The organism is uncultured Vagococcus sp., from assembly GCF_963518325.1.
Lineage (GTDB): Bacteria > Bacillota > Bacilli > Lactobacillales > Vagococcaceae > Vagococcus_D.
On sequence record NZ_CAUQJB010000003.1, the window covers coordinates 162,674 to 189,381 of the forward strand.

Here is a 26,708-nt window from a genome sequence, read left to right on the forward strand (position 1 = left end):
AGAGGAGCCAGTGGTTTGGGAGATGATAAGGGTGTCAAAAAAACGAAGGAGTGAAGTCGAAATGGAAACAATCAGTCTATTACTTTGTTGTGGTGCGGGGATGTCCAGTGGATTATTAGCTCAAAAGGCTAGAAAAGCGGCTAAAAAAAGAGGCCTTGATGCGTCGATTGAAGCACGAAGTGAAAGTGAAGCCCCCCAGTATTTTTCCAGTGTGGACATCTTATTATTAGGGCCTCACTATGCCAGTTACCAAGAAGAAATGGCAGAGATGGCAAAGCCCTTTAATGTCCCCGTAGTAGTTATTCCTCAGGATATTTACGGCATGCTAGATGGGGATAAATTGTTGGACTTAGCATTAGCAAACTTGACCTAAGGAGGGAACGAGTATGACTAAATTTATGGAATGGCTAGCGAATTCATTTGCCCCGGCTATGCAAAAATTAACGAAGCGACCATGGGTTGCGGCGGTGTCTGGGGCCATGCAAAAACTGATTCCTTTTATCTTAACGGGATCGATTGTCTTTTTTTACAATGTTTTTCGTTCTTATATAGAGATCTTGCCAGACTTAGGTAAATTGGCAGATTACACTTTTGGGATGATAGGGTTGATAACGGCGTTTATGGTGACGAACCAAGCCATGGAAAAACTGCGTCATCCTGGTTACGCCGTGTCGGCTAGTTTGGTGTCAATCTGCGTCTTTTTAATGTATATCAAGCCAATCTTTTCTGATGGCAATATGACCATTGAATTTGGTCGCTTAGGGCCAACGGGTATCTTAGTGGGGATGATTGCAGGATTGTTAGTTGCAATGGTCTTTCATCAATACAGCAAGTTAAAGTTTTTGAAGGATTCGGAAATTCCTGATTTTGTAGTGGAGTGGATCAACAACATTATTCCGATTTCAATCGCAGTCGGGGCGTCTGCTTTGATTACCTTTAAATTTGATTTGGACATGTTTGATTTGATTGTGACACTTTTTTCACCTCTCCAAAGCTTTGGGCAGACCTTACCTGGCTTTATCCTGGTTTGTTTTATCCCCTCCTTTTTTTATTCAATGGGAATTTCAAGCTGGCTCTTTGGTCCGGTTACCACCCCGATTTTTATGGCGGGAATCTCTGCCAATATTGCCGCAGTTGAAGCAGGTCAAGCTGCGACTTATATCGTCACCAGTGAAACGGTCTTTACGGCAGCCTTAATTACCATGGGAGGCATGGGGGCGACCTTAGGTTTAAATGTTCTGATGCTTTGGTCGAAATCTCCTAGATTAAAAACAATTGGTCGCATTTGCATTGGCCCATCGATTTTTAATATTAATGAGCCAATCATGTTTAGTGGGCCAGTCGTGATGAACCCCCTGTTAATGTTACCGATGTGGGTGAATTCAATTATCGGCCCGATTGTTATTTGGGTGGCAATGAGAACTGATTTACTGAAAATTCCAAGTAAAATGATTCAAGTTGGACAGATCCCTGCCCCATTTTCAAGTGTGATGATTACGGAAGATTGGCGTGCCCTGATTGTCTATGTGTTGTTATTTATTATTTACTTGTTTGTCTGGTTACCATTTTTTAAAGTCTATGAAAAACAAGTGATTGCAGAAGAAAAATAAGTGAAGTGAATGGGGGAAAGTCCGTGTCCATGGAAGACAATGAATTGGTGCCTGTTGCGATGCAAATTATTTTACATGCCGGTGATGCTCGGGTGCTAGCCAACGAAGCAATTGAGTGTGCTAAGAGGGCGGAATTTGAGGCAGCAAATCAGAAATTAGTAGAAGCTCATGACAAAATAATCAAAGCTCACCAGTCCCAAACGAAAGTGATTCAAGATGAAACTCGGGGCATCGAACACGAGCCGAGTCTGCTATTTACTCATGCTCAAGATACGATGATGACGATTTCTAGCGAGTTACGTTTAACTAAAGTACTAGTCGAGATGTTTGAGATGATTCTTACAAAATAAAAAAGAAAGCTCCCTTAAACATGAGGGAAGGGTCAAAGAAATGAACAACATACCATCGGGGTTTAATCAAGATTTTTTATGGGGCGGAGCGGTTGCTGCCTGTCAAGTGGAGGGGGAGTATGCCAAAGATGGCCGTGGATTATCCAGTTCAGATATCCACAAGTATGATCCTGAAATCAATCGGGGCTTGATTGAAAAAGAAGGGGGTGGCACTCTAGCTGAAATCCAAGAGGCCATTGACGACAAATTAGGCTATTATCCTAAACGACAGGGGATTAACTTTTACCATACGTATAAAGCGGATTTGGCTTTGCTTAAAGAGATGGGATTTAAGACCTTTAGAACGAGTATTTCTTGGTCACGGATTTTTCCTAAGGGGGATGAGCTAGTACCTAACGAGGCTGGCTTGGCATTTTACGATGACTTAATCGCTGAGATTATTCGTTTGGATATGGAACCGATTATCACCATGAGCCACTACGATATTCCCCTGCATCTGATTACTGAATATGGAGGTTTCGCTAATCGCCAAGTGATTGGCTTCTTCAAACGCTACGCCGAAGTTTTGTTAAAACGCTACAAAGGTAAGGTTAAGTATTGGATTGTTTTTAATCAGGTCAATTTAGTACCAGTCGTTCAATTTGGTTCTCTTGGTATTTATGAGGGGCAAGGGGAAAATATGGAAGAATTGATGTACCAAGCCGTTCATCATCAGTTTTTAGCGGCAGCTGAAACAAAAGCACTTGGAAAAATAATTGATCCTAAGGCGCAAATCGGAACGATGTTAGCGGACTGCACCTTTTATCCAGCCACTTGTGATCCTCAAGACGTGGTGTTAACCATGGCGCGCAATCGTATGCAGTATTATTTTTCCGATGTTCAATTGCGAGGTAGTTATCCGGGATTCGCTTTGAAGTATTTTGCTGATCAGCAGATTGACATTAAGGTTGAACCAGGTGATGAGGCATTGTTAAAGGAAAATACCATGGATTTTCTAGCCATTAGTTATTATGCCAGCAAAATAATCAGTGCAAAAACCAATTCAATGGACCCAAATACTTTTGAACAAAACCCTTATTTAGAGCCAACTCCTTGGGAATGGCGAATGGATCCTCTTGGTTTTTATCATTGCTTGTCACAATACTGGGATCGTTATCAAGTGCCCTTATTGATCGGTGAAAATGGCTTTGGAGCCATTGATAATGTGGAAGCAGGTACCATTAACGACGACTATCGAATTGATTATTACCGTCAGCACATTGAACAATTAAAGCGCTGTGCCGAAGAAGGGGTGAAATTAATTGCTTACTGCGCTTGGGGACCGATTGACATTGTCAGTTCATCTTCTGCTGAAATGAGCAAGCGCTATGGATTTGTTTACGTAGACTATGATGATTTTGGACAAGGGTCGGGACAGCGAATCAAGAAAAAGAGTTTTGACTGGTACCGTCAAGTGATTGCGTCTAACGGCAATCAGCTGGATTAAAAGAGAGGAGTGGCACTATGTATCAATTAGAAACGGGGTTTCCAGAAGGGTTTTTATGGGGTGGAGCAACGGCTGCTTGCCAGATAGAGGGGGCTTATGATGTGGATGGTCGTTCATTGTCCACCTCGGACATTCATCGGTATGAACCCCATTTGAATCGTAAAGAATTAGTTGAGAACGAACACACACGGGCTAGTCTAGAGGCAGTCTTAAAAGACGAGGCTTCCTACTTCCCAAAACGTTACGGTAATGATTTTTATCACCGCTACCAAGAAGATATTGGCTTAATGAAAGAGATGGGGTTTAATTCATTTCGCCTGTCAATTGCTTGGCCGCGGATTTTTCCTCAAGGAGAGGCCCAACCGAATGAAGAGGGATTAGCTTTTTATGACAAGGTCATCGATGAAGTGATTGCCAATGGGATGGAACCGATTGTGACCATGTTGCACTATGATATTCCTCTTCACATCGTCTCTCTTGGAGGGTTTAAAAACCCCAAGGTCATCGATTATATGGTGCATTATGGAGAAACGCTGCTGCAGCGTTACGGTCATAAAGTGAAGTATTGGATTCCTTTTAATCAGATTAATTTGATTCAGTATTGTGGCTTCAAATCTTTGGGATTAGTCACAGATGGCAGCGATCATTTTGAAGAAGACCAGTATCAGGCCATTCACCATCAGTTTTTGATTAATGCCAAACTGAAAGAAATTGCCAAAACCATGGCTAGCGAGATTCAAATTGGGATAATGCTGGCTGATTGTACCTTTGCACCCCACACGTGTCGACCAGAAGATGTGGTCTTTGCCATGAAACGCAATCGCATGCAGTATTTCTTTTCAGATGTGGCCTTAAGAGGGGCTTACCCGATGCATATGCTACGTTATTTTAATGAGCAGGGCATTAACGTCAAGATAACGGAAGCTGATAAACAATTGCTAAAACAGCATACTAGCGACTTTTTAGCTTTTTCTTACTATTATTCACGAACGGTAGACGCAGAAAAAAATACGATGGATGCCGCAGATATTACAGAAAATCCTTATCTTAAGGGGAACGACTGGGGATGGACCATCGATCCCCTAGGCTTTTACAACTGTATGAGTCAATACTGGGATCGTTATCAAAAGCCGTTGATGGTGGCAGAAAATGGTTTTGGCTACGAAGATGTTTTTGTTGACGGCACAGTCCACGATCAGTACCGAATCGACTATTTAAGGGAACACATTAAGGCGATGAAAGAAGCGATCAAAGATGGTGTGGAAGTGATGGCTTACTTGCCGTGGGGCCCGATTGATTTAGTCAGTTCTGGAACAGCGGAAATGTCCAAACGTTACGGCTTTGTCTATGTTGATTTTGATGATTTAGGTCGGGGAACAGGTAATCGTTATAAAAAAGATTCATTTGACTGGTATAAAAAAGTAATCGAATCGAATGGGGAAGTTTTGTAGCATAAGTCAATTTAATTGAAAAAAACTAGTAGATTTTTTGAATAAAAGTCACTAGTTTTTTTGTCGCCTTGATTCAAAAAAATAAAGTGGTTGACAAATAAAAGAAAAACGTTTACAGTCTATATTAACCGGTTAATGTAAAAATAAATAAGGAATAAAAGGAGATTGTTTATGAATAAGTTTATCAATTTTTTAGATGAAAAGTTCGTTCCAATTGCATCAAGAATCGGTGCTCAGAGGCATCTAGTGGCTGTTAGAGATGGGTTTGTGGTCATTATGCCGATGATGATTATCGGCTCGTTAGCCGTTTTGGTCAATAACTTACCAATTGAAGCCTATCAAACCATGATGAACAGTATTTTTGGTGGTGACTCTTGGAAAACGCTAGCAGGTTATATTTCTCAGGGTAGTTTTAACATCATGTCTTTAGTCGTGACCTTTACGATTGCAGCTGCTTTGGCCAAAAACTATGGCAAAGATCAAATTACGACAGGTGCGATTGCTTTAACCTCTTTGGTGACCATCATGTTACCACTAAAAAATGAAGAAGGGGGAAATATCGGATTGCCTTTCTCATGGATGGGTGCTCAAGGTTTGTTCATCGCCATTTTTGTTGCTTTAATTTCAGCGGAAATTTTTATTCGCCTAAGCAACAATAAAAAGATGGTGATTCAGATGCCGGATGGTGTACCGCCAGCAGTGTCAAAATCCTTTGCCTCGTTAGTACCAGCAATTTTAACGATTATTATCTTTGGTTTAATTAAAGTCTTATTCGATATCTTTGGCGTCAGTGACATTCACCAGTCTTTTTACGATGTCTTACAAGCTCCGATTGTTAAAATGGCCAATACCTTGCCAACGGCTCTGATTATTGTGTTACTGAATCACCTTTTCTGGTTCTTTGGTTTAAATGGTGGGAGTGTGTTAGAGCCAATCATGCAAAGTGTTTATTTACCAGCGATCGATCAAAATATTGCAGCGTTGCAAAATGGTGTTGATATTCCTAATATTGTCACTAAGCCATTTTTTGATTCGTTTATCTATCTTGGTGGAACAGGCGCAACTTTAGCGTTAGTCGTCAGTGTGTTGCTCTTTACTAAAGCAAACAAACCTTATTCGGTTGTGTCTAAACTATCATTGGCACCTGGTATTTTTAATATTAATGAGCCAGTGATGTTCGGTTTTCCAATCGTCTTAAATCCTATTTTATTTATTCCTTTCTTAGTGATTCCGATGATTTTAACGGTTATTTCTTATGTAGCACTAAGTGTGGGACTTGTACCAAAAACCGTGGTCATGGTGCCTTGGACAACACCACCGATTATTGGGGGCTTCTTAGCAACCGGGTCTTGGCGTGGCGGCGCATTAGCCTTGGTAAACTTTATTGTGGCGATTGTCTGCTACATGCCATTTCTAAAAGCAGCTGAAAAACAATACCTAACTCAAATTGAAGCAGGCGACTCCCATGAGTAAAAATTTAGGGATTTCGATTTATCCAGAAAAAACAACAGATGCTGAAAACAAGGCTTATATTGATTTGGCCGCTAAATATGGTTATAGCCGACTCTTTACTTGTTTTTTGTCTCCTGAGTTAAGTAAAGATGACCTCTTGGCTAAGTACCAACCTTTAATCGCCTATGGTAATCAAAAAGGACTGGCGACATATGTGGATGTCTATGCGTCATTTTTTGCCAAAATGGGGATTGAACTAGATGATTTATCATTCTTTCAAGAGTTAGGGGCGGCAGGGTTTCGCTTGGATCGTAGTTTTTCAGGTTCTGAGGAGGCCTTAATGTCTTATAATCCAGAAAAAATAATGATTGAAGTTAACCTGAGCAATGACACGAGTTATGTGGATAATATTCTGGCTTTTGAGCCTAATAAAGAGCAAGTAGTAGGGTGTCATAATTTTTATCCTCAAGAATTTACAGGGTTAGATGAAGGCTTTTTCGTTGAGACCACACGTAAATTTCATGAGAAAGGGCTCCATACAGCGGCTTTTGTGACCTCACAGTCGGCTCAGTTCGGCCCTTGGGACATTAGTGAAGGACAACCAACACTGGAACGGGATCGCTATTTGCCAATGGATCTTCAAGCTAGAGCAATGTGGGCTTGTTCAGAGATTGACGACATTATTGTTGGTAATGCCTTCGCTTCGGAAGCGGAACTGAAGGCATTGTCACTGATTGATCCTAGTCTAGTGACATTAAGGATTGAGTTGTCAGAAGAGCTGAGCCCTTTAGAGGAGCAAATTTGTTTTGACGTCCTGCATTTTCAACGGGGAGATATTTCCAGTTATATGGTGCGCTCGACAACGCCTCGATCGATTTATAAAGGACAGGCGATTAAAGAGAATCCTAGACAGGCAAAAATTCAGCCAGGTGATGTTTTAATTGCAAATCAGACTTATGGGATTTATGCAGGGGAATTGCAAATTGCGTTAAAAGAGCGGGAAAATCAAGGCCAGTGGAATGTGATTGGGCACATTCCTCAAGAAGAAGCCTTTCTGATTGAGTATATAACGCCTTGGAAAAAGTTTAAATTTAGAAAAGAAGTGATTTGATGGAAACACCAGCTGTATTGATTAATCAACAAGTTCTGGAAAATAATATTCTAAGAATGGCTGAAAAGGTTGGGGAAACGAAAAGAGTTCAGTTGCGACCTCATATTAAGACCCACAAAAACCCTGAGATTGCCAAAAGACAACTGGATAGTGGCGCCGTTGGGATTACAGTAGCGAAGCTAGGGGAAGCGGAGGTGATGATTGATGGGGGGATTCAGGATATTTTTCTGGCTTACCCACTCGTTACAACTGACAAACTTAATTGGGGACTAAGTCTAGCGAAAACAATCGATCGTTTTATATTTAGTGTGGATACATTTGAGGGGGCAGAGCGTTTAAACCAGGTGGCCGAAAATCGGGGAATGACTGTGGAGATTCGGCTGGAAATTAATACAGGATTGAATCGAACCGGTGTTGAGCTAGAAGAGGGTGTTACATTTGCCGAAAGTCTAAGGCAGTTCAAACAACTTAAGTTGACGGGGATTTATACTTATCGTGGGTCAAAATTATTAGATGGCGAAGCGACCAAAGATACTTATTCGGCTGGAATTGAAGAAGGCACTGCTATGGTAGGCTTAGCTAAAGACTTAAGGGAAGTAGGCATTGACATTAAAGATGTCAGTGTTGGTTCTTCATTGAGCATTGATGGCGTGTTGGCAGTGGAAGGCGTCACGGAAGTTCGACCAGGAACCTATGTGTTTAATGATGCGATGCAAATGTCTTACGGTGTTTGTAGCCAAGTTGATTGTGCCGCTACCGTTTTGGTAACAGTCGTCAGCAAGCACGGGAAGCGAATCGTCATCGATGGTGGCAGCAAGGCATTTGCCACTGATGTTCAACCCACAAAGGTGCCGACGCTCATTAGTGGATTTGGGTGTGTTAAGGGATATCCAAACGTGCTTTTTGAGCGGATGAATGAAGAGCATGGAGTACTGCTTTTGACCGATGAAGAGATTCAAATTGGGGATACCTTGGAACTTATTCCCAATCATATATGCAGTACCATTAATTTATACGATGTTTATTATGTTAATCAACAAGCCGTAGCGATTGCTGCTCGCGGCAAAACTCAATAGAAAGTAAGTGAATAAGATGTCAAAAGTAGAAGAAATTCTGGCAAGTAAAGGGTTATTTTTAGAGGAAGTGCCAACGCCTGTTGCAGAATATGTGCCATCAAAAGTTGTCGGGAATTTGTTGTATACCTCAGGCTGTGACTGTCGTCGCAATGGAACATTGCTTTACGCTGGAAAATTAGGCAAAGATTTGACCTTGGCACAAGGCCAGGAAGCAGCTCAACAAGTAGTGGTTAATCTTTTGTCAGTGTTGAAAAAAGAATTAGGTGACCTCGACAAAATTAAACAAGTAGTTAAAATGCTGGCGTTTGTCAATTCAACAGATGATTATGTTGAGCAACCATATGTAATCAATGGCGCCTCGCAGTTGCTGGTAGAAGTTTTTGGTGAAAAAGGAAGACATGCCAGATCGGCAATTGGAACGAACACTTTGCCATTTGATACCCCGGTTGAAATTGAGTTGATAGTCGAGTTACACTAATGGTAAACTATGGATGCTAAGTAAAACTGGCATCCATAGTTTTTTTGTAGCTGTAGGCATCCCGTCACATAATTTGAATAGCTAGTACCACTGATAATCAATTGGATGTGCAAAGAGTGTCACTTTTAGCTGCTGTTCAGCTGAAAGGTTAAGGGCTGTTCGTGAGGAGTTAATAAGTAGATCTAGACCTAAGCAACACATAATCTGGGAATGGCGGATCAAAAAAGAAAAAGAAGGTGGCAACAGTGGGACAAGTAACCATTAAAGATATTGCTGAAATGGCAGGCGTTTCTAAGACCATTGTGTCGCAGTATTTAAATAATAACTATAAGTTTATGAGTGTGAAGACCAAAGATAAAATCGAAGCAATCATTAAGGAAACCAATTATATACCTAAAAGCAGTGCCCGTAATTTGAAGTTTAAAAAAATTACAGTGCTAAATATTATTGTCGCAAATCTGGAGAGTTCTTTTTCCACCCAAATTGTGCAGCAAATGGATAAACGACTTAATTCAGAGGATGTCCATGTGATTATTTCAAACTCAGCTGATGATGAAAAGAAAGAGCGATTATTAATTGAGCAGGCTATTTCTCAGGATGTGGATCAAGTGGTGATTTTTCCTGTGAGCAATAACCCAGAGCATTATCAGTTATTAAAACGAAATAAGATTGCTACCGTCTACGTGGATCGGATTCCTGCAGAAGAGGGAGCCTGTGTTTTATTGAATAATAAAGAAGCCATCGTAGAGAGTGTTAGTAGTTTGATTGCCAGAGGAAATAAACAAATCGTTTATTTGAGTTTGCCATTGGTTGATTATCTAACCCCACGGACTGAGCGATTACAAGCCTTTAATCAGGCGATGGAAGTGGAAGAAAGTATCTTGCCTACAGTTCTTTCAGGAAGTGAATCAACCTTAAAGAAACGAATTGAGACACTGCTAAAAAGTAAAAATTATTTTCCCACGGCTTTTATAGCGTCTAATGACACTTGCTTAAAGATATTACTGCGAGTATTGAAAGAGCACCAATATCATGGAAAGGATTTTGATATCGTAACTGTGGATGGATTGGAATTATTCGAACTATTTGACGACATCTATATGACGATTGAGCATCCTATTGATGAGATTTGTACGAAAATTATTGAATGCCTTAACCAACAAAGTGAGAATCAGAAGGTCTTTCGCTTTTCACCTATTTATTACCGACAGACGAACTAGCATAGGTGTAAATGGTGAGCTGGCTGAAAGTTTGAAAGGGGGACTCTTTGATGATTAGTGAAGAACTAACGATTGCTGAAACCAGTCGCTTATTGCAAAAAAAAGTACTTTCTGTTTGTGAGCTAACTGAAATGTTTATTGAGCGTAATGCTAAAGTAGAACCGAAAATTAAAGCTTGGGCTTATCGTCAATCAAGGGAGACGTTACTTAAGAGGGCAAAGGAAATTGATCAAAGTGACTTAGCTAAGCGCTCAATTCTTGCTGGAATTCCCTATGGAGCCAAAGATATTATCTATACGAAGGGGATTCCCACAGAAGCAGGTTCTAAAACGTTAGCTGGCTTTATTCCCAATCATGACGCCACTCTTATTGAACAATTGACAAATTTGGGGGCGATGCTCTTAGGGAAGACAACTACAGCAGAATTTGCTAGTGGCGGAGGTGCACCAGATACCTGCAATCCTTGGAACTTAGGTCATACACCTGGTGGTTCTAGCACTGGTTCGGCGGCAGCTGTCTCCAGCGGTATGGCTTTATTCGCTATCGGGACTCAGACCTCAGGTTCGGTTATTCGACCGGCTGCCTATACGGGGATTACGGCTTTGAAACCCACCTATGGCCAACTGTCAAAATCAGGAATTATTCCTGCTAGTTGGAGCATTGACACGGTTGGGATTTTCACGAAAACAGTGGAAGATGTGGCGATAGTTTACAATCAATTAGTCACTCGAAATCGAAGCGAAGACACAATAGCCTTAGCTCCGAAGCAAGCACTAGGAGAAAATGGCAGTCATCCTTACCGCCTAGCCGTCGTTACAGATGATTATTTTCAAGGGAGTTCGGAGGTGATGTTAGCTTTTGAACAGGCCATCAGTTTGCTTGAAAGATGTGGGTTTGTGATCATCAGCTGTCAAATGCCTGAGATATTTAAAGAGGCCAATGAAGCACACGGTATTGTGGTTGATTCAGAGACAGCCCAGTATCATCAGGACTTTTTTAAACAGAAAGAGCTCTATAGCCCTGAACTAAGAGAGGATATTGAAACTGGTTTAACTTACACGGCTACGGATTATTTAAAGGCTCAGCAAATTCGTTGGCAGTATCAACAACAGCTGGCTGAATTATTCCAAACAGTAGATGTCTTAGTGACGCCTGCGACACCTGTGACCGCGCCTAAAGGGCTAAAATCAACAGGCTCTCCAATTTTCAATAAACCATTTTCAAATGCGGGTGTACCTGTGTTAACGATTCCGATTGGTTTTTCGAAAGTAACGGGGTTACCAATCGGCATTCAATTGATTGCTAATCGTTTTTCTGAACAACAACTAATTGACATTGGACTGGCTTTTCAGGGAGTGAGTCAGGTTCATTTGCAAAGGCCACTTTAAACAGCTACCGTTCATTAGACAACATAACTGTAGCTGTTTTTCCATCTAGCTCGGTTTATCAATGATCATTAAGCTACAAGTGCTATGGCTGATGATGAGACCAGCTTGATTGGTAATTCTGATTTCCCAGACGTGCACCTTTTTTCCCTGACTAATCGGTAGAGCTGTTGCAGTAATGGTACCAAGTCCAGTACTTTTTAAATGGCGGGTCTGAATATCCATTCCCACGGGAATTTGCTTATCTGACTCAAGCCAGGCATTAGCGCCAAGGCTGGCAGCTGTTTCGGCTAGGACCGCTGAGACACCGCCATGCATTAAGCCATAAGGTTGTAGTAAGTCGCTAGTAATTGGCAGAGAAAGCACCACTTTGTTACCAGAAACCAGCTCTTCTTTTATTCCTAAAAAATCAATCATCGTCAATCCCTCTTTTTCAGTCATTAGTATTGCTTCATTAAACCATAAAAATGCTTTTCCTTCAATTTTTTGAGCGAAATCGTGTATAATATGGTAGTTATGGAAAGGATGTACACATGATGAATTGGACAACGATTAAAGAGTATCAAGATATTTTATTTGAAAAACAAGGGGCTATTGCGAAGATTTCGATTAATCGACCCCGCGTGCATAATGCTTTTACACCGCTAACGGTTTCAGAGATGATTGAGGCATTTACTATTTCGAGAGATGACGCTTCAATCGGCGTGATTATCTTAACGGGTGAAGGGGATAAAGCTTTTTGTTCCGGTGGCGATCAAAGTGTTCGTGGTAATGGTGGTTATATCGGTGAGGACAATATTCCTCGTTTGAATGTCCTAGATTTACAACGCCTAATTCGGGTTATTCCTAAACCGGTTATTGCTATGGTAAAAGGCTGGTCAATCGGAGGCGGTAATGTCCTACAATTGGTCTGTGATTTAACGATTGCAGCGGATAATGCCGTTTTTGGCCAAACAGGTCCGAATGTCGGTAGTTTTGATGCTGGTTATGGCTCTGGTTATTTAGCTCGCGTAGTAGGACATAAAAAGGCAAAAGAAGTTTGGTTTATGTGCAAGCAGTATTCCGCACAAGAGGCGCTTGAAATGGGTTGGATTAACACGGTCGTACCTTTGGATCAAGTGGAAGCTGAGACGATTTCATGGGCAGAGGAAATGTTGAAAAAAAGCCCAACTGCCTTGCGCTTTATTAAAGCTGCCATGAATGCTGATACAGATGGTTTAGCTGGTTTGCAACAATTTGCTGGTGATGCGACAATGCTGTATTACACCACCGATGAAGGCAAAGAAGGTAAAAATGCTTTCCTTGAAAAACGTGACCCTGATTTCGATCAATTCCCTAAATTCCCGTAATCATGGAAAATTGGGTCTTAAAACGAAGTCGAATCAGCCCTGATCAAGTTGGGCTGGTTTATGGGCATCAGACGTGGACATTTAAGGAAATAGCCGAAGCCTCTTTGAGAATGGCGGCAGCTATTTATGACGTAAGTCCCAAGCTAAAGCGAGTTGCGGTGATTGGTGGCAATACGGCAGATTTTTATTTATTATTACTATCCCTTCAGCATTTAGCCGTGGAGGTAGTGGTTTTGAATAGTCGATTAAGCCTGAATGAAATCGAGCAGCAAGTCACTATTTCGGAACCGGATTTAGTGATTTATGAAAGCCCCTATGAACAAAAGGTCGCAGCTGTCAGGACACCGAAAGTGGTATTAGGGAATTGGCAAGAGCCAGACCTGACTGATTTTGCGCCAGTTGGCCAGATTGAATCGTGGCAAGTGGCGACGATCATGTTTACCTCAGGTACGACGGGTACGCCAAAAGGGGTTAAACAAACCTTTGGCAATCACTTGGCAAGTGCAATCGGGTCGGTTTTAAACCTTGGGATGTTACCAAGTGACAAGTGGTTGTTAGCTGTTCCTCTTTATCATATCAGTGGCTATTCCATGCTGATAAAAAGTTTGCTGTATGGCAATACGGTGTATCTTGTTGAAAAGTTTGACCCACGGTTGATTGGTGAACTAGCGGCTTCCGTCAACATCACGCATATTTCCCTAGTGCCCACTATGCTAGCTGCTTTGCTGAAAGAGCCGGACTTTCTTAAAGGTGAGTCATTACGTTGCCTCTTGTTAGGTGGCGCGCCACTATCGGCGTCTTTATTGGCTCAAAGCGAAGAAGCAAACTTGCCAGTGATCCAGTCCTTTGGCATGACCGAAACCGCCTCTCAGGTACTGGCTTTAAATAGCCGTGATGCTAAGCGGAAAAGGGGATCCAGTGGCCAGCCTTTATTGCCAGTGGAAGTCAGAATCGAAGAAACCGAATCAGGGATTGGTGAGATTCTGATTAAGGGACCAAACCTTTCGCCCGGTTATCTAAATGCTGAGATGGCTAAAACTAGAGATGGATTCTTTAAGACAGGTGACATCGGTTACTTGGATGATGAGGGGTTTCTCTATGTTGTGGGACGAGGAAAAGAGCTGATTATTTCTGGCGGTGAGAACATTTATCCCTTAATGGTGGAAAATGCTCTGACCTTAGTAGAAAGCATCAAAGAAGTGGCGGTTGTGGGTGAAGAGGATGACTATTGGGGTGAAAAGGTCGTGGCATACGTGGTAACTTCTGATAACCAGCCATTGAATCTGACCGCTATCAGCGCCCAGATTGAAGCAGACCTAGGAACCTTTAAACAACCGAAAATCTATTATCAAGTGGTCGAATTACCTCGTAATTCACTTGGGAAATTACAAAAAAAACGCTTAGCTCAACTGGATATAATCGCAACTTACTATCATTAAATAGTAAAAAGCTCATGCCAACTTTTTTAGAAGGCATGAGCTTTTTTTATTTTAAAGATAGCGCCATGTGGATAACTTGTTTAGGATCATGATGTTCAAGGAGATAGACCGTTGTGCCTTCTTGCCAAGTAAGGGTATTGGCAGCCATCTCGCCTTCTTTGTTGGAAACCCGTAAGTTAATTTGCCCGACATTTTGAGGGGCAGGCAAGCTGGCTGTTTCCAGTTGTTCCACCACTTCTTTTGCAAGAGGTACCGGGTCTTCACCGTCTAAATTAACGCCACGAACGGTTAAAGACCAGTTGCCTTCTTGCCAGCTTAAGAAAACCGAGCCAGCGCCAGCATCTTGATAACCTGTAATCGCGTGACCTAAGTCCACAGGCTGACCGGCCGTGTTAACTGGAACATAGTTAACAGCTTCTTTGGCTTCTACTTCGGTGCCGTAAGTTGTTTTAGTGAAGCGGGCGATAGGAGTTAGTTGATTTAAGTGTGTATCGTTCAATGGTATCGGCTGTTCTGTTGCGTAATAGTTGACAGCTATGGCATTATCTTGAGCGGTTGCGGCGCTTAGAAAATGACCGTCCTGAGCTGTCAGTATTTTTTGCGGTAAGGCCGTGGGAATCGTATCTGAGAGTCTCTTCAGAATTGCTTGAGCTTGTTCTTCCGGATCATTGGTTGGCTGTTCTTTTGTCGTGGGATAGTTGGATTCAGTGCTGCTAGCGCTATCGGCTATACTACTGGAAACCGTCGTTGCTGTCGTTTGGGGAGTCTCGTCTTTCTTAGGTTGACAGGCTGTCAAGATAAGGGAAGCAGTCAGAAGAACGGCCCATTTGATCTTTTTCATTGTGATTCCTCCTAATGTTAAACCTTGATTGGTATGAACGACAGAGAAAAATAACATTCTACTTTCACTTTTTCTCAGCTAACTCGTTAATATCATTGTATAACATAACGAAGATTACAGGAAATGATTGATTTGTTCCGATAGTGTATAAAAAAAGCCCCGAAAAGCTGGGGAGCTTTCGGGGCAGACCGTTTATAGAGTTCTGATAAATGTTTGGAATTGATTGTGAGTTAGTTGGGTGATTGGCTTAGCTTGAGTGACTTCATCTAACCCAACAGCCACATCTTGTTGAGTGACAACACCAGCTAAATCGATTACCTGATTGATAAAAGGATTATAGATGCGATAAAGCAAGTTATCAGTCATTTCCGTTTTTTTGATGGTGCTTAGAATAACATTAGCCTCTCCAAAATCAAGGAGTGAATAATGGGTCTTGAGCTTTTTGGATTCAGGCACATTCTTTTTAAAAATAGTGCGGCCATTTAAAAAGTCAGTTAATTCATATTGTTGAAGAGGGGTCAGATACTCTTTACTGGTTTTGGCGATAGTGACTTCGTCAAAAGTGGCGTCTTCGTATATAACACCGATTTCAAACGTTAAAGGGCCTTGCAATTGAGCATCTGGGGTCTCAACAATTTTTTCGCCAGAAGCACGCCCTGGGCGGTAAACTAGGTTTTCTTTCCCCATATGACCAAAACTGCGGAACAAGGTTAATTGAATATCGCTAAAGGTTTCGCCAATAATTTCGTATTCACGGACACCTTCTGTCATAACCGCCACCGTTGTAGTTTCATCCGTTAAAGCTACAAAGGATTGCATCGGGTTAATTGAAATTGGGGCTTCCGTCCACTTGTCTTTTTCCCAATAGTCCATGGCTGGGTGTCTTAAAGCAGAAGGTTCAACGCCAAATAATTTATCAGCGATTGAATTTTTTGCTCTAATCCCCGTTGGATTATGCAAGCACATGCGATGATCTTTCGCTCGATTGTCAATGGTCATGGAGACACGTACTAGTTTTTCGCCTTTGACCAGAGAAATTCGCTGAGTAACGGGTACCGTGACAGATTGGATGCCGGCTGCTCGTTCAGCTAAATTAGCAGGCAATGGTAACTCATAGGTTAGAATCAAGCAATCAACTAGCTGGTTAATTTCCACATTAATTGCGATGTTTTGGGCATCTGCACTAGAAATTAGCCAGTCCTTAAGAGGGGGACTGTAGTTGTAAGAATCACCATCATCACCGTTATCTATTAGGGTAAATTGTTGCTCATAGGTTTGTTGAGTCTCTTTATGGGTGACAGAAAAGCTATTGCTTTCCGCTTGATAACAAACATGGTAAAAGTCATTTTCAATTGAGTTAGTAGCATTAGTAGTGATCAGATGTTGCTGTTGTGGTTGCTCATTGGGTAATAAGTATAGTTGCGTATATCCCATGGCGGGCACCAAAGGAACCTCAATTTGTAAACGGGCGTAGTAAACTTTATTGGGAATATAGTGGTCTCCCATTTCCTTCCGATATAAATGAGGGGTTAAGTAAGCAAATTGATTCAGTAGATAATCTGATTGATCTACCTTTGATAGAATGCTATAAGTTAACTCTTTTCCATCTTCACCGACAATTTTAAATTCCCCATCAGGGATGTAGAGGTAAGTATCGAGAATGCTTCCTCGTTGATAGGGCAGCGTATTAAAAATGGTAAGGGCATATTTTTGTTGTTGGGCTATATTCATGGCAATTTCTCTCATATGTAAATCCAATAAATGAGTGACCATATCTTCCGCCAATTTATAACGAGCTTTAATGTCTTGATTGGTTTCATCACTATTACAGCCGCCGATACTGTCATGAGCGGCATTTTCAAACAGTAATTTCCAGATTTCTTCGATTTCTTTATGGGGATAACGATTGCCCAAAGAATGACTAATAGCTAGAAGGGGTTCGAGAACATTGGTCAGTTTATTTTCAATGCGATTATTGGCTTGTTTCAAATCCGCACGAGTGGAATAAATCGACTTATGAATCCGGCTGTTTTTTCCTTCGCTCATTTCCCCTGAAATTACAGGTAAATCCTTTGTAGCGTGTTTTAGATCGTTAAAAAATAGCTCCGGGTTGGAAAGTAAATACTCCCGAGTCGGGTCCTTCTGATTCATCTGGTCGACGACTTCCACCAGATTTCGTTGAACAGGAGATTGGTCACCGCCACATGGAAAATAAAGGGCTTGTGAGGTGGAACGTGCTTCTAAAGGCGTCATGACGCTGTCGATATAATCCGGCAAGGTCTCAGAATCCTGAGGCATGTTTAACCCGTAGTAGTAAGCAAAGTACATCTGATTGGCTAAGACTTGGGTACCGTCGGCGCCTTCCCAAATAAATTCCAGTTGGTCTAAGCGATCATCGGCAATTCCGCGCCAAAATAGAAAAGAATCAATGCCAAACTGTTGATAAATTTGCGGCATATTAGCACCCTGACCAAAGGCGTCAGGCACATAAGCCACGGTCATTGAGTGGCCTAGTTTTTGAGCCCCCTTAATCCCGTAATACAAATTTCTCACAATGGATTCCGGTGAAATGACTAATTGATCGGTTTGGGTGTACCAGGGACCGGTAAGCAATCGTTTTGTGCGAATCATTTCACTGATTTTAGCCTTATCATTTGGATAGTAACGCAAGTAATCTTCTACGAGAGAGGTCTGGCCATCAAGTAAATAAGAGGTGTAGCTAGGATTGGTACTTAAAACTTCCAAAATCTCTTGAACTTGGCGCATTAAATACACTTTTGAGCGTGAAGCAGTAAAGTACCATTCTTTATCCCAATGAGTATGAGGGACAATGTGAATTCTTTTTTTACTCATGATTAGGCTTCTCCTTTGGTGAAGACTTTTCCAAAGATTATCAGAAAGACATTAACCACAATCACGCCAATGAGAATAGTTAGTAAATAAAACAGGACATTGTTGGTTGCGCCTAATAAACCCGCGACTGGTCCGCCATTTGGAATACTAACACTCACTTTAAGGAGCATGGCCACCGCTCCCGTAACAGCTGATCCAAGGACAATGCTGGGCATTACCACTTTGGGATTAGCAGCGGCGAAGGGAATGGCCCCTTCAGTAATGCCCAAGAGTCCCATTAGAAGAGCGGGAATCCCGGCTGATTTTTCTTCTTCAGAATACTTTTTATTAATAAAGGTAGAAAGACCTAAGGCGAGAGGTGGCACACCAATGACGGCAGCGACGGCTCCCATGACCATGGTATTACCAGTTGTAATCGATGCGACGCCAAAGAGATAAGCGACTTTGTTCACTGGGCCACCCATATCAAGCCCTAACATGGTTCCCAGAATAGCTCCAAGTAAAATACTGGTTGAACTATTACCTGAGAGCGAAGCTAGCATGTTGTTGAGACTGTCCATTAACCAAGCAATGGGCGCACCGAGCACAAGCATCAGAGCAGCTGCGATGATGCCAGTTCCGAGAATTGGGATGACCACAGTTGGCATAGCCGCCCGCAAATCCTTGGGGATTTTCCAAGAGTTCATCCATTTAACTAAATGACCGGCCATATAACCAACAAGAATCGCACCGAGGAAACCAGTTCCTGATTCTGTGCCTAAAATACTGGGAGTATTAGCGATTTGAGCCCCAATCATGGCAGGAGCCAAAGCGGCACGGCCTGAAATAGCATAGGCGATATAACCAGCAAAGATTGGCAACATTAAATCAAAGCCAATGACCCCGATGTCACTGACACGTTGCCAGATGGAACCGGCGGGAATGATTAAGCCTTCAGGTAAATTTTCACCACCAATGGCTGCGGCAATGGCGATTAATAAGCCACCAACGACAACAAAGGGGACCATATGAGAGACGCCATTCATCAATTGTTTCATCGGTGAGCCACTGCCCGATGCCGGTGCGGCAGTGCTGGTTGTCGTGTGATAGACGGTTGCAGTGGTATCGAGAGTTTCGATGAGTCCTTTTGCATTTTTTAAGACATCTGAAATCGGTACTTCCAATAACTTTTTGCCTGCAAAGCGTTCTTTGCCATCGATTGCCGCATCTGCGGCGATGATCACAAAATCAGCTTCTTTGACATCCTCTGGGGTCAGTTCGTTTTCAACAAGAGCCGCCCCTTGTGTTTCAATTTTAACGTCATAACCTAATTGTTTCCCAACCGTTTCCAGTTTTTCCGCCGACATATAAGTGTGGGCTAAACCATTTGGACATTTTGTGACACCAATAATTTTTTTCATGTGATTAATCCTCCAATTTGCTGTTTAAGTAGTCTCTAATAGCGGCTTCTGTTGTCAATGAATTCAGTGTGTCAATAAATTCATCGTGCATCAGTAAACGAGCTAGCTTTGAAATCATTTTTAGATGAAGATTGGTGTCGTCGGCCTCAGGCATCACCAATGCGATGGCTGTGGAAACAGGGGAGTCATCCATTGCTTGCCAGTCAATTGGCTGACTAAAGCGAAAGAATGCGACTAATCCTTCACCCTGTGTGATTTTAGTGTGAGGGATAGCAAAACCTGAACCAAAACCTGTGGTGGACAGTGCCTCCCGTTGTTCGAAACCGGCTGCCAATTCCGTTGCTGAGAGTCCAGAAATAGCACTGATTTTTTGACTGATAATGGGTAAAGCCTCTTCTTTATGGGAAGCATCTACCTCAATGTTTAAAAATACAAGTTCTTGTTTGATAAGGGTCATCTAAATTCCTCCAGTTAGTTAGTAAACAAATTAAATAGTTGGTTCCTTAAATGAGATAAATCATTTTCTTCCTTCAGTTTGCAAAGTGAGATATAAAACATATTTTTAGCCACAACGCGATAAAAACTATTAAAAAAATGAGTATTGGCTTTCATCGTTTCTTCTGTAATGGCTAACATAAAGACCCAGTCAACCTGTTCGGCTTCCCACTGCAAAGGGGTTTCCAGTTTTAAAATGGCTAAGCGATTTTGTTTCACATGACGAATATTTCCATGGGGAACTGCGACACCTTTAAGGGCAGTGGTCGAAAGTGACTCTCGTTCTAATACGCTTTCCAAGTAATCCTTATTAATCGCCTCTACTAGCTCAAGTTCTTGTGTTAATAATTCAATGACTTGAGTGACGGAACGAACGTCTTTTTTTTCAATAATCAGTGCCTGATCCATCATTGATTCGACTAAGTGGTCATACTTTTTACTTTTTATAAACCGATCGATGTCGTTTACGACACTTTCTGTTAAAACCAGTGGCAAGTAAATGACAGGTAAAGGGCAGTCTTCGATGTAAGAAAGGGATAATACCAAGTCAATGGGTTCTTCATAGTTTTTAAAAATAAACTCACTGTAAGAAGTGATATCAACTGTGTGAATGCTTTCAAATAGCTGTGACAACTGATTATCAATCAGTTTGCCTGCTGTCAGTCCATAGGGCGTTAAGATAACCGTATTTAGGTTGGTCTTTTTTCTTTTTTTCTTTTCCAAAGAATTTTGAAAATGAATCGATAAATAAGTCAGATCATTGGTGTCAAATTTAACGGCGTACTTATCTGATAAATGCTGGGACGCAATGACTGCTGACTCATAACTGAGAGGATATTGTTTTTTCATATCCATAAACTCCAACGATTCGATTGGCCCAATTTGATCCCGATATTCTTTCCAAGTAAAATCGATATGGGTCATTAAGCCGCTGATTAAATCCTCGTCAACTGAAAAACTAGTTCCTAAAAACTGATCGATTGATGTTAGCATGTCTTTAACAATTTGGTAGGGAGCCCGATTGTCGTCTGCTTTAGAGGGAGGTATCAGTGAAACGATTTCAGCATGTTGTTCCTTAGCATCGATTTCGAGAGAGTTAAACACATTACTTAAAAATAATTTGGTGATGAAATGGTCTTTTACCAGCTCATTCGTCTCTTTTAACTGAGCTTCAAGGGTTGCCTTTCTCACGGCAGATGACGTGATATAAGGGGTTAAATCAAATTGGTTTAAACAAAACCAGTGATATTCCTCTTCAAAATCATTGCCTTTGAAGTAAGGAGCCAGTATGCTAATAAAAACATCTTCTCTCATTTGGTGCTGATTAGTGAAATAATAACCATGACGTGAAGAATGGACTAAACCAGCAGAAAAATTGAGCAACTGTGTCGCGACACTGACAATTTTACTTTTACTGACGTAAAGCTCATCTGCGATCTCTTGAAGTGGGATGGTTTTATTTTTTAGCAACAAATATAATTGCATTTGAGAGGTTAAAGAGATTTCAATAAACGAGTCCATAATTTTAAGCAGTTTTAAAGCGGCGCTGTAATCATTAAATCCGATGTTACCCGTTTCTAGATAATGGATAGACACATGGTAATCTCTTATTTCTTGGTTGATATGCTCGATATCACTCCGTAAAGTAGGTTTAGAAATAGTTAAGTAAAGACAAATATCACTGATAGTACAAGGGTTATTTTCAATTAGAAACTGAAAAAGTTCCTGTTGTCTTTTAATCATAGCTGTTTACTCCTTTCATCTGATTTATCAGTTACGTTCATTCTATAAGATAGTGAGTGTCAGGGGTGATACATATTTTTTTCAGAAGAATAAAATAAAAAACAATGTGACCAGTTGGAGGGACCCTTTTATTTTACAATGAAAGAGAGAAGGAGGATGATTAAATACGGATATTGATAATTATCCAGATAAGGCTGCTTAAAAAAAAGAATGGCCTTTCGGTCTCATAACTATTAAGATACAAGCCTAAATCAGATAGACTTTTAAAAATTGGGGTGTTACAATAGTTTTAAAAGGGGTGATAATCATACGGAAGAAAATAGGATGGTTACTGATAATCCTTTTGACTTTAATCATACCAGCCCATTCCTATGCTGAAGATAATCAAGCAGCTTATTTCGTAAAACCACTTTTAACTGAAAATCAACGAGAAGGTGTAACAGATTACTTTGATGTTCAATTAAAAGAGAATGATGAACAAAGACTGCAATTGGAAATTCATAACAACACAGCAGAGATCATGACGTTCGTAACAGTTGTGGAAAATGCTATTACAAATGATCATGGCGTCATTGAGTATCAGCATGAAGCAAAGAAATATGACGAGACACTTACCTATAAGCTGACGGATGTGGCAAAAGTAGTAGAATTGATTGAGGTTGAGGGTGGCGGTGTTGGAAAAGCTGAGATTGCTGTGACGATGCCTGGAGAATCCTTTGAAGGAATTATTTTGGGAGGGATACGTGTCTCGGAAAAATTATCAGAGGAGAATCAGAAACAATCAGGGATTAGTAACGTTTTTTCTTATGTGATTCCGATTAAACTTTGGCAAAATGAAACGGTTATCCCAAACAAGCTGAATTTCAAAGGGGTTAGCATTGGTCAGCAAAGTTTTGAGAATGTCATTAAAGCCCGTTTGCAAAATCCTCAAGCGGCCATTTTAAGAGATCTGACATTGGAAGCTAAGGTGTTCAAACAAAAGGGTGATGTTGTGTATGAAGAAAAGCAAGAGTCGATGAAGTTGGCGCCGAACTCAAGCTTTGATTATGGGATTTCATTAGGAACCAATCAGTTCAAATCAGGTAAATATCGGCTAGAACTGACCGCTAAGGCTGAGAGGCTCAATGAGACCTGGAAGGAAGACTTTGAGATTAGCGGAAAAGAAGCCAAAGAACTTAATGATGAAATGGTGTTTAAGAAGCAAACGAATTGGGGCATGTATGGTCTGGTAGCAGCATTTGTGGCGGCGGTGTTCGTTATAGGGTATTTGTTGTACCGGCAAAAGAAGTGGCAACAAAAGTCAAAAGACACAATGGAGACTAAAAAAATGAAAAAACGAAAACGGACAAAAAAACACTCACGAAACGTCTTAATTTTTTTATTAACTGTTTCAGGCTTGACTATGGGCTACCAAGTATCTGCAACTGAAGGCAATAATGGCGTGAGTGACGCAACGATTCTCATTAAGCCAAAAGAGTCAGGGACAGAGGAAACACAACCCTCACTGCCAAGCACAGGTAAGACCTCGACAGGTAAAACAGTTAGCACACCCAAAAAGATTTTACCTCAAACAGGTGAATCGACAAACAAACAACTGGTATCACTAGGAAGTGTCATACTGTTATGTGCCACGGCCGTATTCATAAAAACAGAAAGAGGTAAAAAAGATGACAAGTAAAAAAATAATCACAAGTTTAATGGTAGCAAGCGCAAGCGTGATGCTAGTTGCACCAATGGTCGTTAAAGCAGAATCAGGAACGTCTGATGCGTCAGTCTCAATCAAGGAAGGCACAACGCCAGGACCTTCAGGAGCGATTAGCTTTGTTGATGTGACAACCAGTGCCAAAATTAATTTTGCTGATACAACATTAACTGGCGCACTTCTGACAGCTAATGAAAAAACAGCAGGGACAGCTAGAATAAAATTGACAGATACTCGCGAAAATTTAACAGCAGGTAAAGATGGTACCTATACGGTTCAAGTCAAAGATGTGACACCGACCACGACGGCTAATGGTTTCCTTAAAAATGGTCTGAGTTTAAAACTGGCAAGTGCTAATGTGTCAGGCAAGGGGACTCATACTCACAATGCCCCAACTGTAGGCACAGGTAGTCAACTTGTATTTAGCGGAAAATATGAAACAGGGGTCAAAGAGAAAGAGGTTACTTTAAATCCAACCTTAACGATTCCTGCGACATTAAATACAAGTGGCGAGTACTCAGCTAAACTTGAGTGGACGCTAACACCAGAAATTTAAGGGGAGAACATTATGAAAAAACATCTTATTTTATTTAGTAGTGTATTAGTTTTGGGCGCGGTTGCGTTAACGATTGGTGGGACTGAGGTTGGAGCTGAGAAAGTAATGGACGTAAAGGTAGAATCAGCCGCTTCTGTAGATGCTGATCCAGTCAAGTTTAATGTTAATGGTGTTGTGTACACAATAACTGAGAACACAAATGAGGCAGTGATTACGTCCCATATAAAAAATGGTTTACCCGAAGTAGTAACAATTAATGAAAAAATAACAGATCCAACTACCAAAATACAATATACTGTTACTGGAATCGGCACAGGAGCCTTAGGCCTAGGTACTGAAGAAACAGACATAGTAAAAGAAATTAGTGTTCCTAAGACTGTTTTAAAAATTGGGAATAGCGCATTTAGTGGGCGAACTAAATTAGAAAATGTTAAACTTAGTGATGGCGTAACTTCAATTGGCAGTTATGCATTTACTTATGCAACGTCACTGAAATCCATAATAATACCTAATAGCGTCAAAACGATAGGGGATGCTGCTTTTCTTGGAGCATCATCTCTAAGCAATGTAGCATTACCAAATGGCCTTGTCGCCCTATCAAATTCTTTGTTTAGAGATTGTATATCACTTAAAACTATTAATATTCCTAATTCGGTTTCTTTTATATCATATCACGTGTTTACTGGTTCAGGATTAACTAAAATTGCAATGCCAACGTCTTTGGTTAAGAGAGAAGACTTATCAGTAGAGTCATTTTATGGAGACTACATAGAAGAAATAACTTTTACTTCATCTATAGTGAATGGAATCTATTCCAATGTCTTTAAAGCTCCAATCAAAGAAGGGTATATTTTTGAAGGCTGGGCAAATAGTGAGGGGACTACGTATCAATCAGATACATTATCGATACCTGCTGAAACGGGCAACATCACCCTTACAGCTAAATGGAAACAAGATACTGAAACACCGAAACCATCTACGGGCGTTTCAGATGCAACCATTAAGTTATTAGAGAAACAAGAAGTAGGGGCAGTCAGTTTTGGTGCAATCGCGACAGATGCTAAGATGGTCTTTGATGAAATTATCTTAGACGGAACGAGCAAAACGACGAGTGAACAAACAGCTTCTAAAATAAAAGTGACGGATACTCGTGCGAATAAAAACACTGGCTGGAAAGTTGGCGTTAATTACAAGGATACGAATTACATTGATAAAAAAATGAATCTGACTTTGAATGGAACTTCGACAAATGCGTCGGTCGTCAGCAATGTCTCACTGAATAAAACAAAGAAAGATTTATTTACTGGTGGAACAGCTAAAGCAAGTAGTTATGAGGTTAAGTTAAATCCGACCTTAACAATCCCAGCTGATTTTAAAGCGGTAGGTAATCAAACAACTCAAGTAGAGTGGACGTTGGAAATGGACGTTCAGTAGTCTAACAATTAACAGTCAAAAATAGTTGATTCGTAATCACCACCATGATGATGGTTGAGGAATGGATCAGCTTTTTTTGTCTAATGATGTTATTGAAACAACATAATTGCTTTTTCACCCAAATCAAGTTATGATAGATAAATCAACCGTTGACTTGTCAATAGTTGTTAAGTCAATTGACTAGAGGTGAAGAAGGTGGAGCAGAGTAAACAATCGGAAGAGCTGCTGTTTCTCTTAAAAAGCTTGGGGAATCAAATGACTCAGTGCTTTGAGCGAAAAACAGATATTAGCTTAACACGTTACGAAATCTTGCAAGTACTAGCAAAAAAAGAGCGAGTCTTGCAGGGGGATTTACAAAAAATATTGAAGATTGATCAAGGTGCTGTGACGCGCCATCTCAAGATATTAGAAGAGAAAGCTTACGTCGCACGGGAGCGAAATCCGCTAAATAATCGGGAAGTCTACGTTCAAATAAGTCCAGCGGGGCAAGCGATTATTCAAGGGTGTCAAACAAACAAAAAAGAAGTCCTTGAACAATTTTATCAGGGCATTAGTGAAGCGCAAAAAACAGAATTAGTATCAGTTTTAGGAATTATTTCCCAAAACATTACAACCATGGACTAAAAAAAAGAAAGAAGCGAATAAAATGAATGCAAATGCAAGTTTAAATGAAATAATTAAAGGCCGTAAATCAGTGAGAGCTTATGATCCAACAGTTAAAATATCGAAAGAAGAGATGACTGAAATTTTAACGGAGACAGCTTTAGCTCCGTCATCTGTGAATATGCAGCCTTGGCGCTTTGTCGTTGCAGAAAGTGACGAAGTGAAAGCTAAAATGCATCCATTAGTTCGCTTTAATACCCGTCAAAATGAAACAGCTGCGGCGATGATCGTGATTTTTGGGGATTTGGAATGTTATGAATACGGAGAGGAAATTTATGAAACTGCCGTAGCAGAAGGCAAGATGTCTGAAGAGGTTAAAAATCAGCAATTAGCGGCAATCTTGCCACTCTATCAAAACTTACCAAAAGAGCACATGAACGATATCGTCAAAATTGATGCTAGCTTAGCTGCCATGCAACTAATGTTAGTGGCTCGCGCTCATGGCTATGAAACTAATCCAATTGGCGGGTTTGAAGCCAAAGAATTAACTGAGGTCTTAGGGATGGATCCCGATCGTTATGTTCCAGTAATGATCGTCTCAATTGGCAAAGCAGTTGAAACTGGCTATAACTCTATTCGCTTACCTATTGAAAAATTCACAACTTGGAAATAAG

At 40.9% G+C, this 26,708-nt stretch carries 24 protein-coding genes; 18 read left to right on the top strand and 6 right to left on the bottom strand.

The genetic code is table 11. The features are described from left to right. Window positions 1-61 precede the first annotated feature (61 nt). From RWN13_RS04115 to RWN13_RS04165, 11 genes are all read left to right on the top strand, one after another. The gene (locus RWN13_RS04115; protein WP_314060752.1) at window positions 62-373 is read left to right on the top strand and encodes a PTS sugar transporter subunit IIB; all 312 of its coding nucleotides are present in this window, start codon (window positions 62-64) and stop codon (window positions 371-373) included. A 13-nt stretch (window positions 374-386) separates the two neighbouring features. Beyond that, entirely contained in the window at window positions 387-1,610 is a 1,224-nt protein-coding gene (locus tag RWN13_RS04120; RefSeq protein WP_314060754.1) for a PTS transporter subunit EIIC, read from the top strand. Window positions 1,611-1,639: 29 nt separating this feature from the next. Further along, entirely contained in the window at window positions 1,640-1,960 is a 321-nt protein-coding gene (locus RWN13_RS04125) for a PTS lactose/cellobiose transporter subunit IIA (protein ID WP_314061007.1), read from the top strand. 40 nt (window positions 1,961-2,000) lie between these two features. Next, on the top strand, window positions 2,001-3,446 hold the full coding sequence (locus tag RWN13_RS04130) for a family 1 glycosylhydrolase (protein ID WP_314060755.1): 1,446 nt from the start codon (window positions 2,001-2,003) through the stop codon (window positions 3,444-3,446). A 17-nt stretch (window positions 3,447-3,463) separates the two neighbouring features. Then, entirely contained in the window at window positions 3,464-4,897 is a 1,434-nt protein-coding gene (locus RWN13_RS04135) for a glycoside hydrolase family 1 protein (RefSeq protein WP_314060757.1), read from the top strand. Between the two features lie 171 nt (window positions 4,898-5,068). Continuing rightward, a complete protein-coding gene (locus RWN13_RS04140; RefSeq protein WP_314060759.1) occupies window positions 5,069-6,370 on the top strand; it encodes a PTS sugar transporter subunit IIC in 1,302 nt (433 codons plus the stop codon). Then, on the top strand, window positions 6,363-7,460 hold the full coding sequence (locus RWN13_RS04145; protein ID WP_314060761.1) for a MupG family TIM beta-alpha barrel fold protein: 1,098 nt from the start codon (window positions 6,363-6,365) through the stop codon (window positions 7,458-7,460). The genes RWN13_RS04140 and RWN13_RS04145 overlap by 8 nt, the downstream gene beginning before the upstream one ends. Further along, window positions 7,460-8,536: an alanine racemase gene (locus RWN13_RS04150; protein WP_314060763.1), complete on the top strand. Its 1,077-nt coding sequence runs from the start codon at window positions 7,460-7,462 to the stop codon at window positions 8,534-8,536. Before RWN13_RS04145 ends, RWN13_RS04150 begins: the two co-directional genes overlap by 1 nt. 16 nt (window positions 8,537-8,552) lie before the next feature. Next, the gene (locus RWN13_RS04155; protein ID WP_314060765.1) at window positions 8,553-9,014 is read left to right on the top strand and encodes a RidA family protein; all 462 of its coding nucleotides are present in this window, start codon (window positions 8,553-8,555) and stop codon (window positions 9,012-9,014) included. 245 nt (window positions 9,015-9,259) lie between these two features. Further along, window positions 9,260-10,234: a LacI family DNA-binding transcriptional regulator gene (locus RWN13_RS04160; RefSeq protein ID WP_314060767.1), complete on the top strand. Its 975-nt coding sequence runs from the start codon at window positions 9,260-9,262 to the stop codon at window positions 10,232-10,234. Window positions 10,235-10,284: 50 nt separating this feature from the next. Further along, window positions 10,285-11,622 carry an amidase gene (locus tag RWN13_RS04165; protein ID WP_314060769.1) on the top strand — a complete coding sequence of 446 codons (1,338 nt, stop codon included), beginning with the start codon at window positions 10,285-10,287 and terminating at the stop codon, window positions 11,620-11,622. Between the two features lie 45 nt (window positions 11,623-11,667). Here RWN13_RS04165 and RWN13_RS04170 read toward each other — a convergent pair whose 3' ends face one another. Continuing rightward, window positions 11,668-12,060: a PaaI family thioesterase gene (locus RWN13_RS04170; RefSeq protein ID WP_314060770.1), complete on the bottom strand. Its 393-nt coding sequence runs from the start codon at window positions 12,058-12,060 to the stop codon at window positions 11,668-11,670. A gap of 92 nt (window positions 12,061-12,152) precedes the next feature. Between RWN13_RS04170 and menB the strand changes: the two genes are divergently transcribed. Both menB and menE read left to right on the top strand, forming a co-directional pair. Next, complete coding sequence (menB, locus tag RWN13_RS04175) at window positions 12,153-12,968, top strand: 1,4-dihydroxy-2-naphthoyl-CoA synthase (RefSeq protein WP_314060771.1); 816 nt, start codon at window positions 12,153-12,155, stop codon at window positions 12,966-12,968. Between the two features lie 2 nt (window positions 12,969-12,970). Beyond that, window positions 12,971-14,407: an o-succinylbenzoate--CoA ligase gene (gene menE, locus RWN13_RS04180; protein WP_314060773.1), complete on the top strand. Its 1,437-nt coding sequence runs from the start codon at window positions 12,971-12,973 to the stop codon at window positions 14,405-14,407. 46 nt (window positions 14,408-14,453) lie between these two features. Here menE and RWN13_RS04185 read toward each other — a convergent pair whose 3' ends face one another. The 5 genes from RWN13_RS04185 to RWN13_RS04205 all read right to left on the bottom strand — a co-directional run bounded on the left by RWN13_RS04185 (window position 14,454) and on the right by RWN13_RS04205 (window position 21,739). Beyond that, window positions 14,454-15,248, bottom strand: coding sequence for a hypothetical protein (locus tag RWN13_RS04185; RefSeq protein ID WP_314060774.1), 795 nt, complete (start codon window positions 15,246-15,248; stop codon window positions 14,454-14,456). Window positions 15,249-15,440: 192 nt separating this feature from the next. Continuing rightward, on the bottom strand, window positions 15,441-18,101 hold the full coding sequence (locus RWN13_RS04190) for a glycoside hydrolase family 38 C-terminal domain-containing protein (RefSeq protein ID WP_314060775.1): 2,661 nt from the start codon (window positions 18,099-18,101) through the stop codon (window positions 15,441-15,443). Window positions 18,102-18,103: 2 nt separating this feature from the next. After that, the gene (locus RWN13_RS04195) at window positions 18,104-19,501 is read right to left on the bottom strand and encodes a PTS fructose transporter subunit IIBC (RefSeq protein ID WP_314060777.1); all 1,398 of its coding nucleotides are present in this window, start codon (window positions 19,499-19,501) and stop codon (window positions 18,104-18,106) included. Between the two features lie 4 nt (window positions 19,502-19,505). Continuing rightward, window positions 19,506-19,958 (bottom strand): PTS sugar transporter subunit IIA, encoded by a 453-nt coding sequence (locus RWN13_RS04200; RefSeq protein ID WP_314060778.1) that lies wholly within the window; start codon window positions 19,956-19,958, stop codon window positions 19,506-19,508. A gap of 14 nt (window positions 19,959-19,972) precedes the next feature. Further along, window positions 19,973-21,739 (bottom strand): PTS sugar transporter subunit IIA, encoded by a 1,767-nt coding sequence (locus RWN13_RS04205; protein ID WP_314060780.1) that lies wholly within the window; start codon window positions 21,737-21,739, stop codon window positions 19,973-19,975. 343 nt (window positions 21,740-22,082) lie between these two features. Between RWN13_RS04205 and RWN13_RS04210 the strand changes: the two genes are divergently transcribed. From RWN13_RS04210 to RWN13_RS04230, 5 genes are all read left to right on the top strand, one after another. Then, on the top strand, window positions 22,083-23,417 hold the full coding sequence (locus tag RWN13_RS04210) for a WxL protein host-binding domain-containing protein (RefSeq protein WP_314060781.1): 1,335 nt from the start codon (window positions 22,083-22,085) through the stop codon (window positions 23,415-23,417). Then, the gene (locus RWN13_RS04215; RefSeq protein ID WP_314060783.1) at window positions 23,407-23,997 is read left to right on the top strand and encodes a hypothetical protein; all 591 of its coding nucleotides are present in this window, start codon (window positions 23,407-23,409) and stop codon (window positions 23,995-23,997) included. Before RWN13_RS04210 ends, RWN13_RS04215 begins: the two co-directional genes overlap by 11 nt. A 12-nt stretch (window positions 23,998-24,009) precedes the next feature. After that, complete coding sequence (locus tag RWN13_RS04220; RefSeq protein WP_314060784.1) at window positions 24,010-25,431, top strand: leucine-rich repeat protein; 1,422 nt, start codon at window positions 24,010-24,012, stop codon at window positions 25,429-25,431. 195 nt (window positions 25,432-25,626) lie between these two features. After that, window positions 25,627-26,055 (top strand): MarR family transcriptional regulator, encoded by a 429-nt coding sequence (locus RWN13_RS04225; protein ID WP_314060785.1) that lies wholly within the window; start codon window positions 25,627-25,629, stop codon window positions 26,053-26,055. Window positions 26,056-26,077: 22 nt separating this feature from the next. After that, on the top strand, window positions 26,078-26,707 hold the full coding sequence (locus tag RWN13_RS04230) for a nitroreductase family protein (protein ID WP_314060786.1): 630 nt from the start codon (window positions 26,078-26,080) through the stop codon (window positions 26,705-26,707). Window position 26,708 lies beyond the last annotated feature (1 nt).

Bases quoted from the DNA above. Each gene is read 5' to 3' on its own strand.
- RWN13_RS04115 (WP_314060752.1), top strand. From the start codon at position 62: ATGGAAACAATCAGTCTATTACTTTGTTGTGGTGCGGGGATGTCCAGT.
- RWN13_RS04120 (WP_314060754.1), top strand. From the start codon at position 387: ATGACTAAATTTATGGAATGGCTAGCGAATTCATTTGCCCCGGCTATG.
- RWN13_RS04125 (WP_314061007.1), top strand. From the start codon at position 1,640: ATGGAAGACAATGAATTGGTGCCTGTTGCGATGCAAATTATTTTACAT.
- RWN13_RS04130 (WP_314060755.1), top strand. From the start codon at position 2,001: ATGAACAACATACCATCGGGGTTTAATCAAGATTTTTTATGGGGCGGA.
- RWN13_RS04135 (WP_314060757.1), top strand. From the start codon at position 3,464: ATGTATCAATTAGAAACGGGGTTTCCAGAAGGGTTTTTATGGGGTGGA.
- RWN13_RS04140 (WP_314060759.1), top strand. From the start codon at position 5,069: ATGAATAAGTTTATCAATTTTTTAGATGAAAAGTTCGTTCCAATTGCA.
- RWN13_RS04145 (WP_314060761.1), top strand. From the start codon at position 6,363: ATGAGTAAAAATTTAGGGATTTCGATTTATCCAGAAAAAACAACAGAT.
- RWN13_RS04150 (WP_314060763.1), top strand. From the start codon at position 7,460: ATGGAAACACCAGCTGTATTGATTAATCAACAAGTTCTGGAAAATAAT.
- RWN13_RS04155 (WP_314060765.1), top strand. From the start codon at position 8,553: ATGTCAAAAGTAGAAGAAATTCTGGCAAGTAAAGGGTTATTTTTAGAG.
- RWN13_RS04165 (WP_314060769.1), top strand. From the start codon at position 10,285: ATGATTAGTGAAGAACTAACGATTGCTGAAACCAGTCGCTTATTGCAA.
- RWN13_RS04170 (WP_314060770.1), bottom strand. From the start codon at position 12,060: ATGACTGAAAAAGAGGGATTGACGATGATTGATTTTTTAGGAATAAAA.
- menB (WP_314060771.1), top strand. From the start codon at position 12,153: ATGATGAATTGGACAACGATTAAAGAGTATCAAGATATTTTATTTGAA.
- menE (WP_314060773.1), top strand. From the start codon at position 12,971: ATGGAAAATTGGGTCTTAAAACGAAGTCGAATCAGCCCTGATCAAGTT.
- RWN13_RS04185 (WP_314060774.1), bottom strand. From the start codon at position 15,248: ATGAAAAAGATCAAATGGGCCGTTCTTCTGACTGCTTCCCTTATCTTG.
- RWN13_RS04190 (WP_314060775.1), bottom strand. From the start codon at position 18,101: ATGAGTAAAAAAAGAATTCACATTGTCCCTCATACTCATTGGGATAAA.
- RWN13_RS04195 (WP_314060777.1), bottom strand. From the start codon at position 19,501: ATGAAAAAAATTATTGGTGTCACAAAATGTCCAAATGGTTTAGCCCAC.
- RWN13_RS04200 (WP_314060778.1), bottom strand. From the start codon at position 19,958: ATGACCCTTATCAAACAAGAACTTGTATTTTTAAACATTGAGGTAGAT.
- RWN13_RS04205 (WP_314060780.1), bottom strand. From the start codon at position 21,739: ATGATTAAAAGACAACAGGAACTTTTTCAGTTTCTAATTGAAAATAAC.
- RWN13_RS04215 (WP_314060783.1), top strand. From the start codon at position 23,407: ATGACAAGTAAAAAAATAATCACAAGTTTAATGGTAGCAAGCGCAAGC.
- RWN13_RS04220 (WP_314060784.1), top strand. From the start codon at position 24,010: ATGAAAAAACATCTTATTTTATTTAGTAGTGTATTAGTTTTGGGCGCG.
- RWN13_RS04230 (WP_314060786.1), top strand. From the start codon at position 26,078: ATGAATGCAAATGCAAGTTTAAATGAAATAATTAAAGGCCGTAAATCA.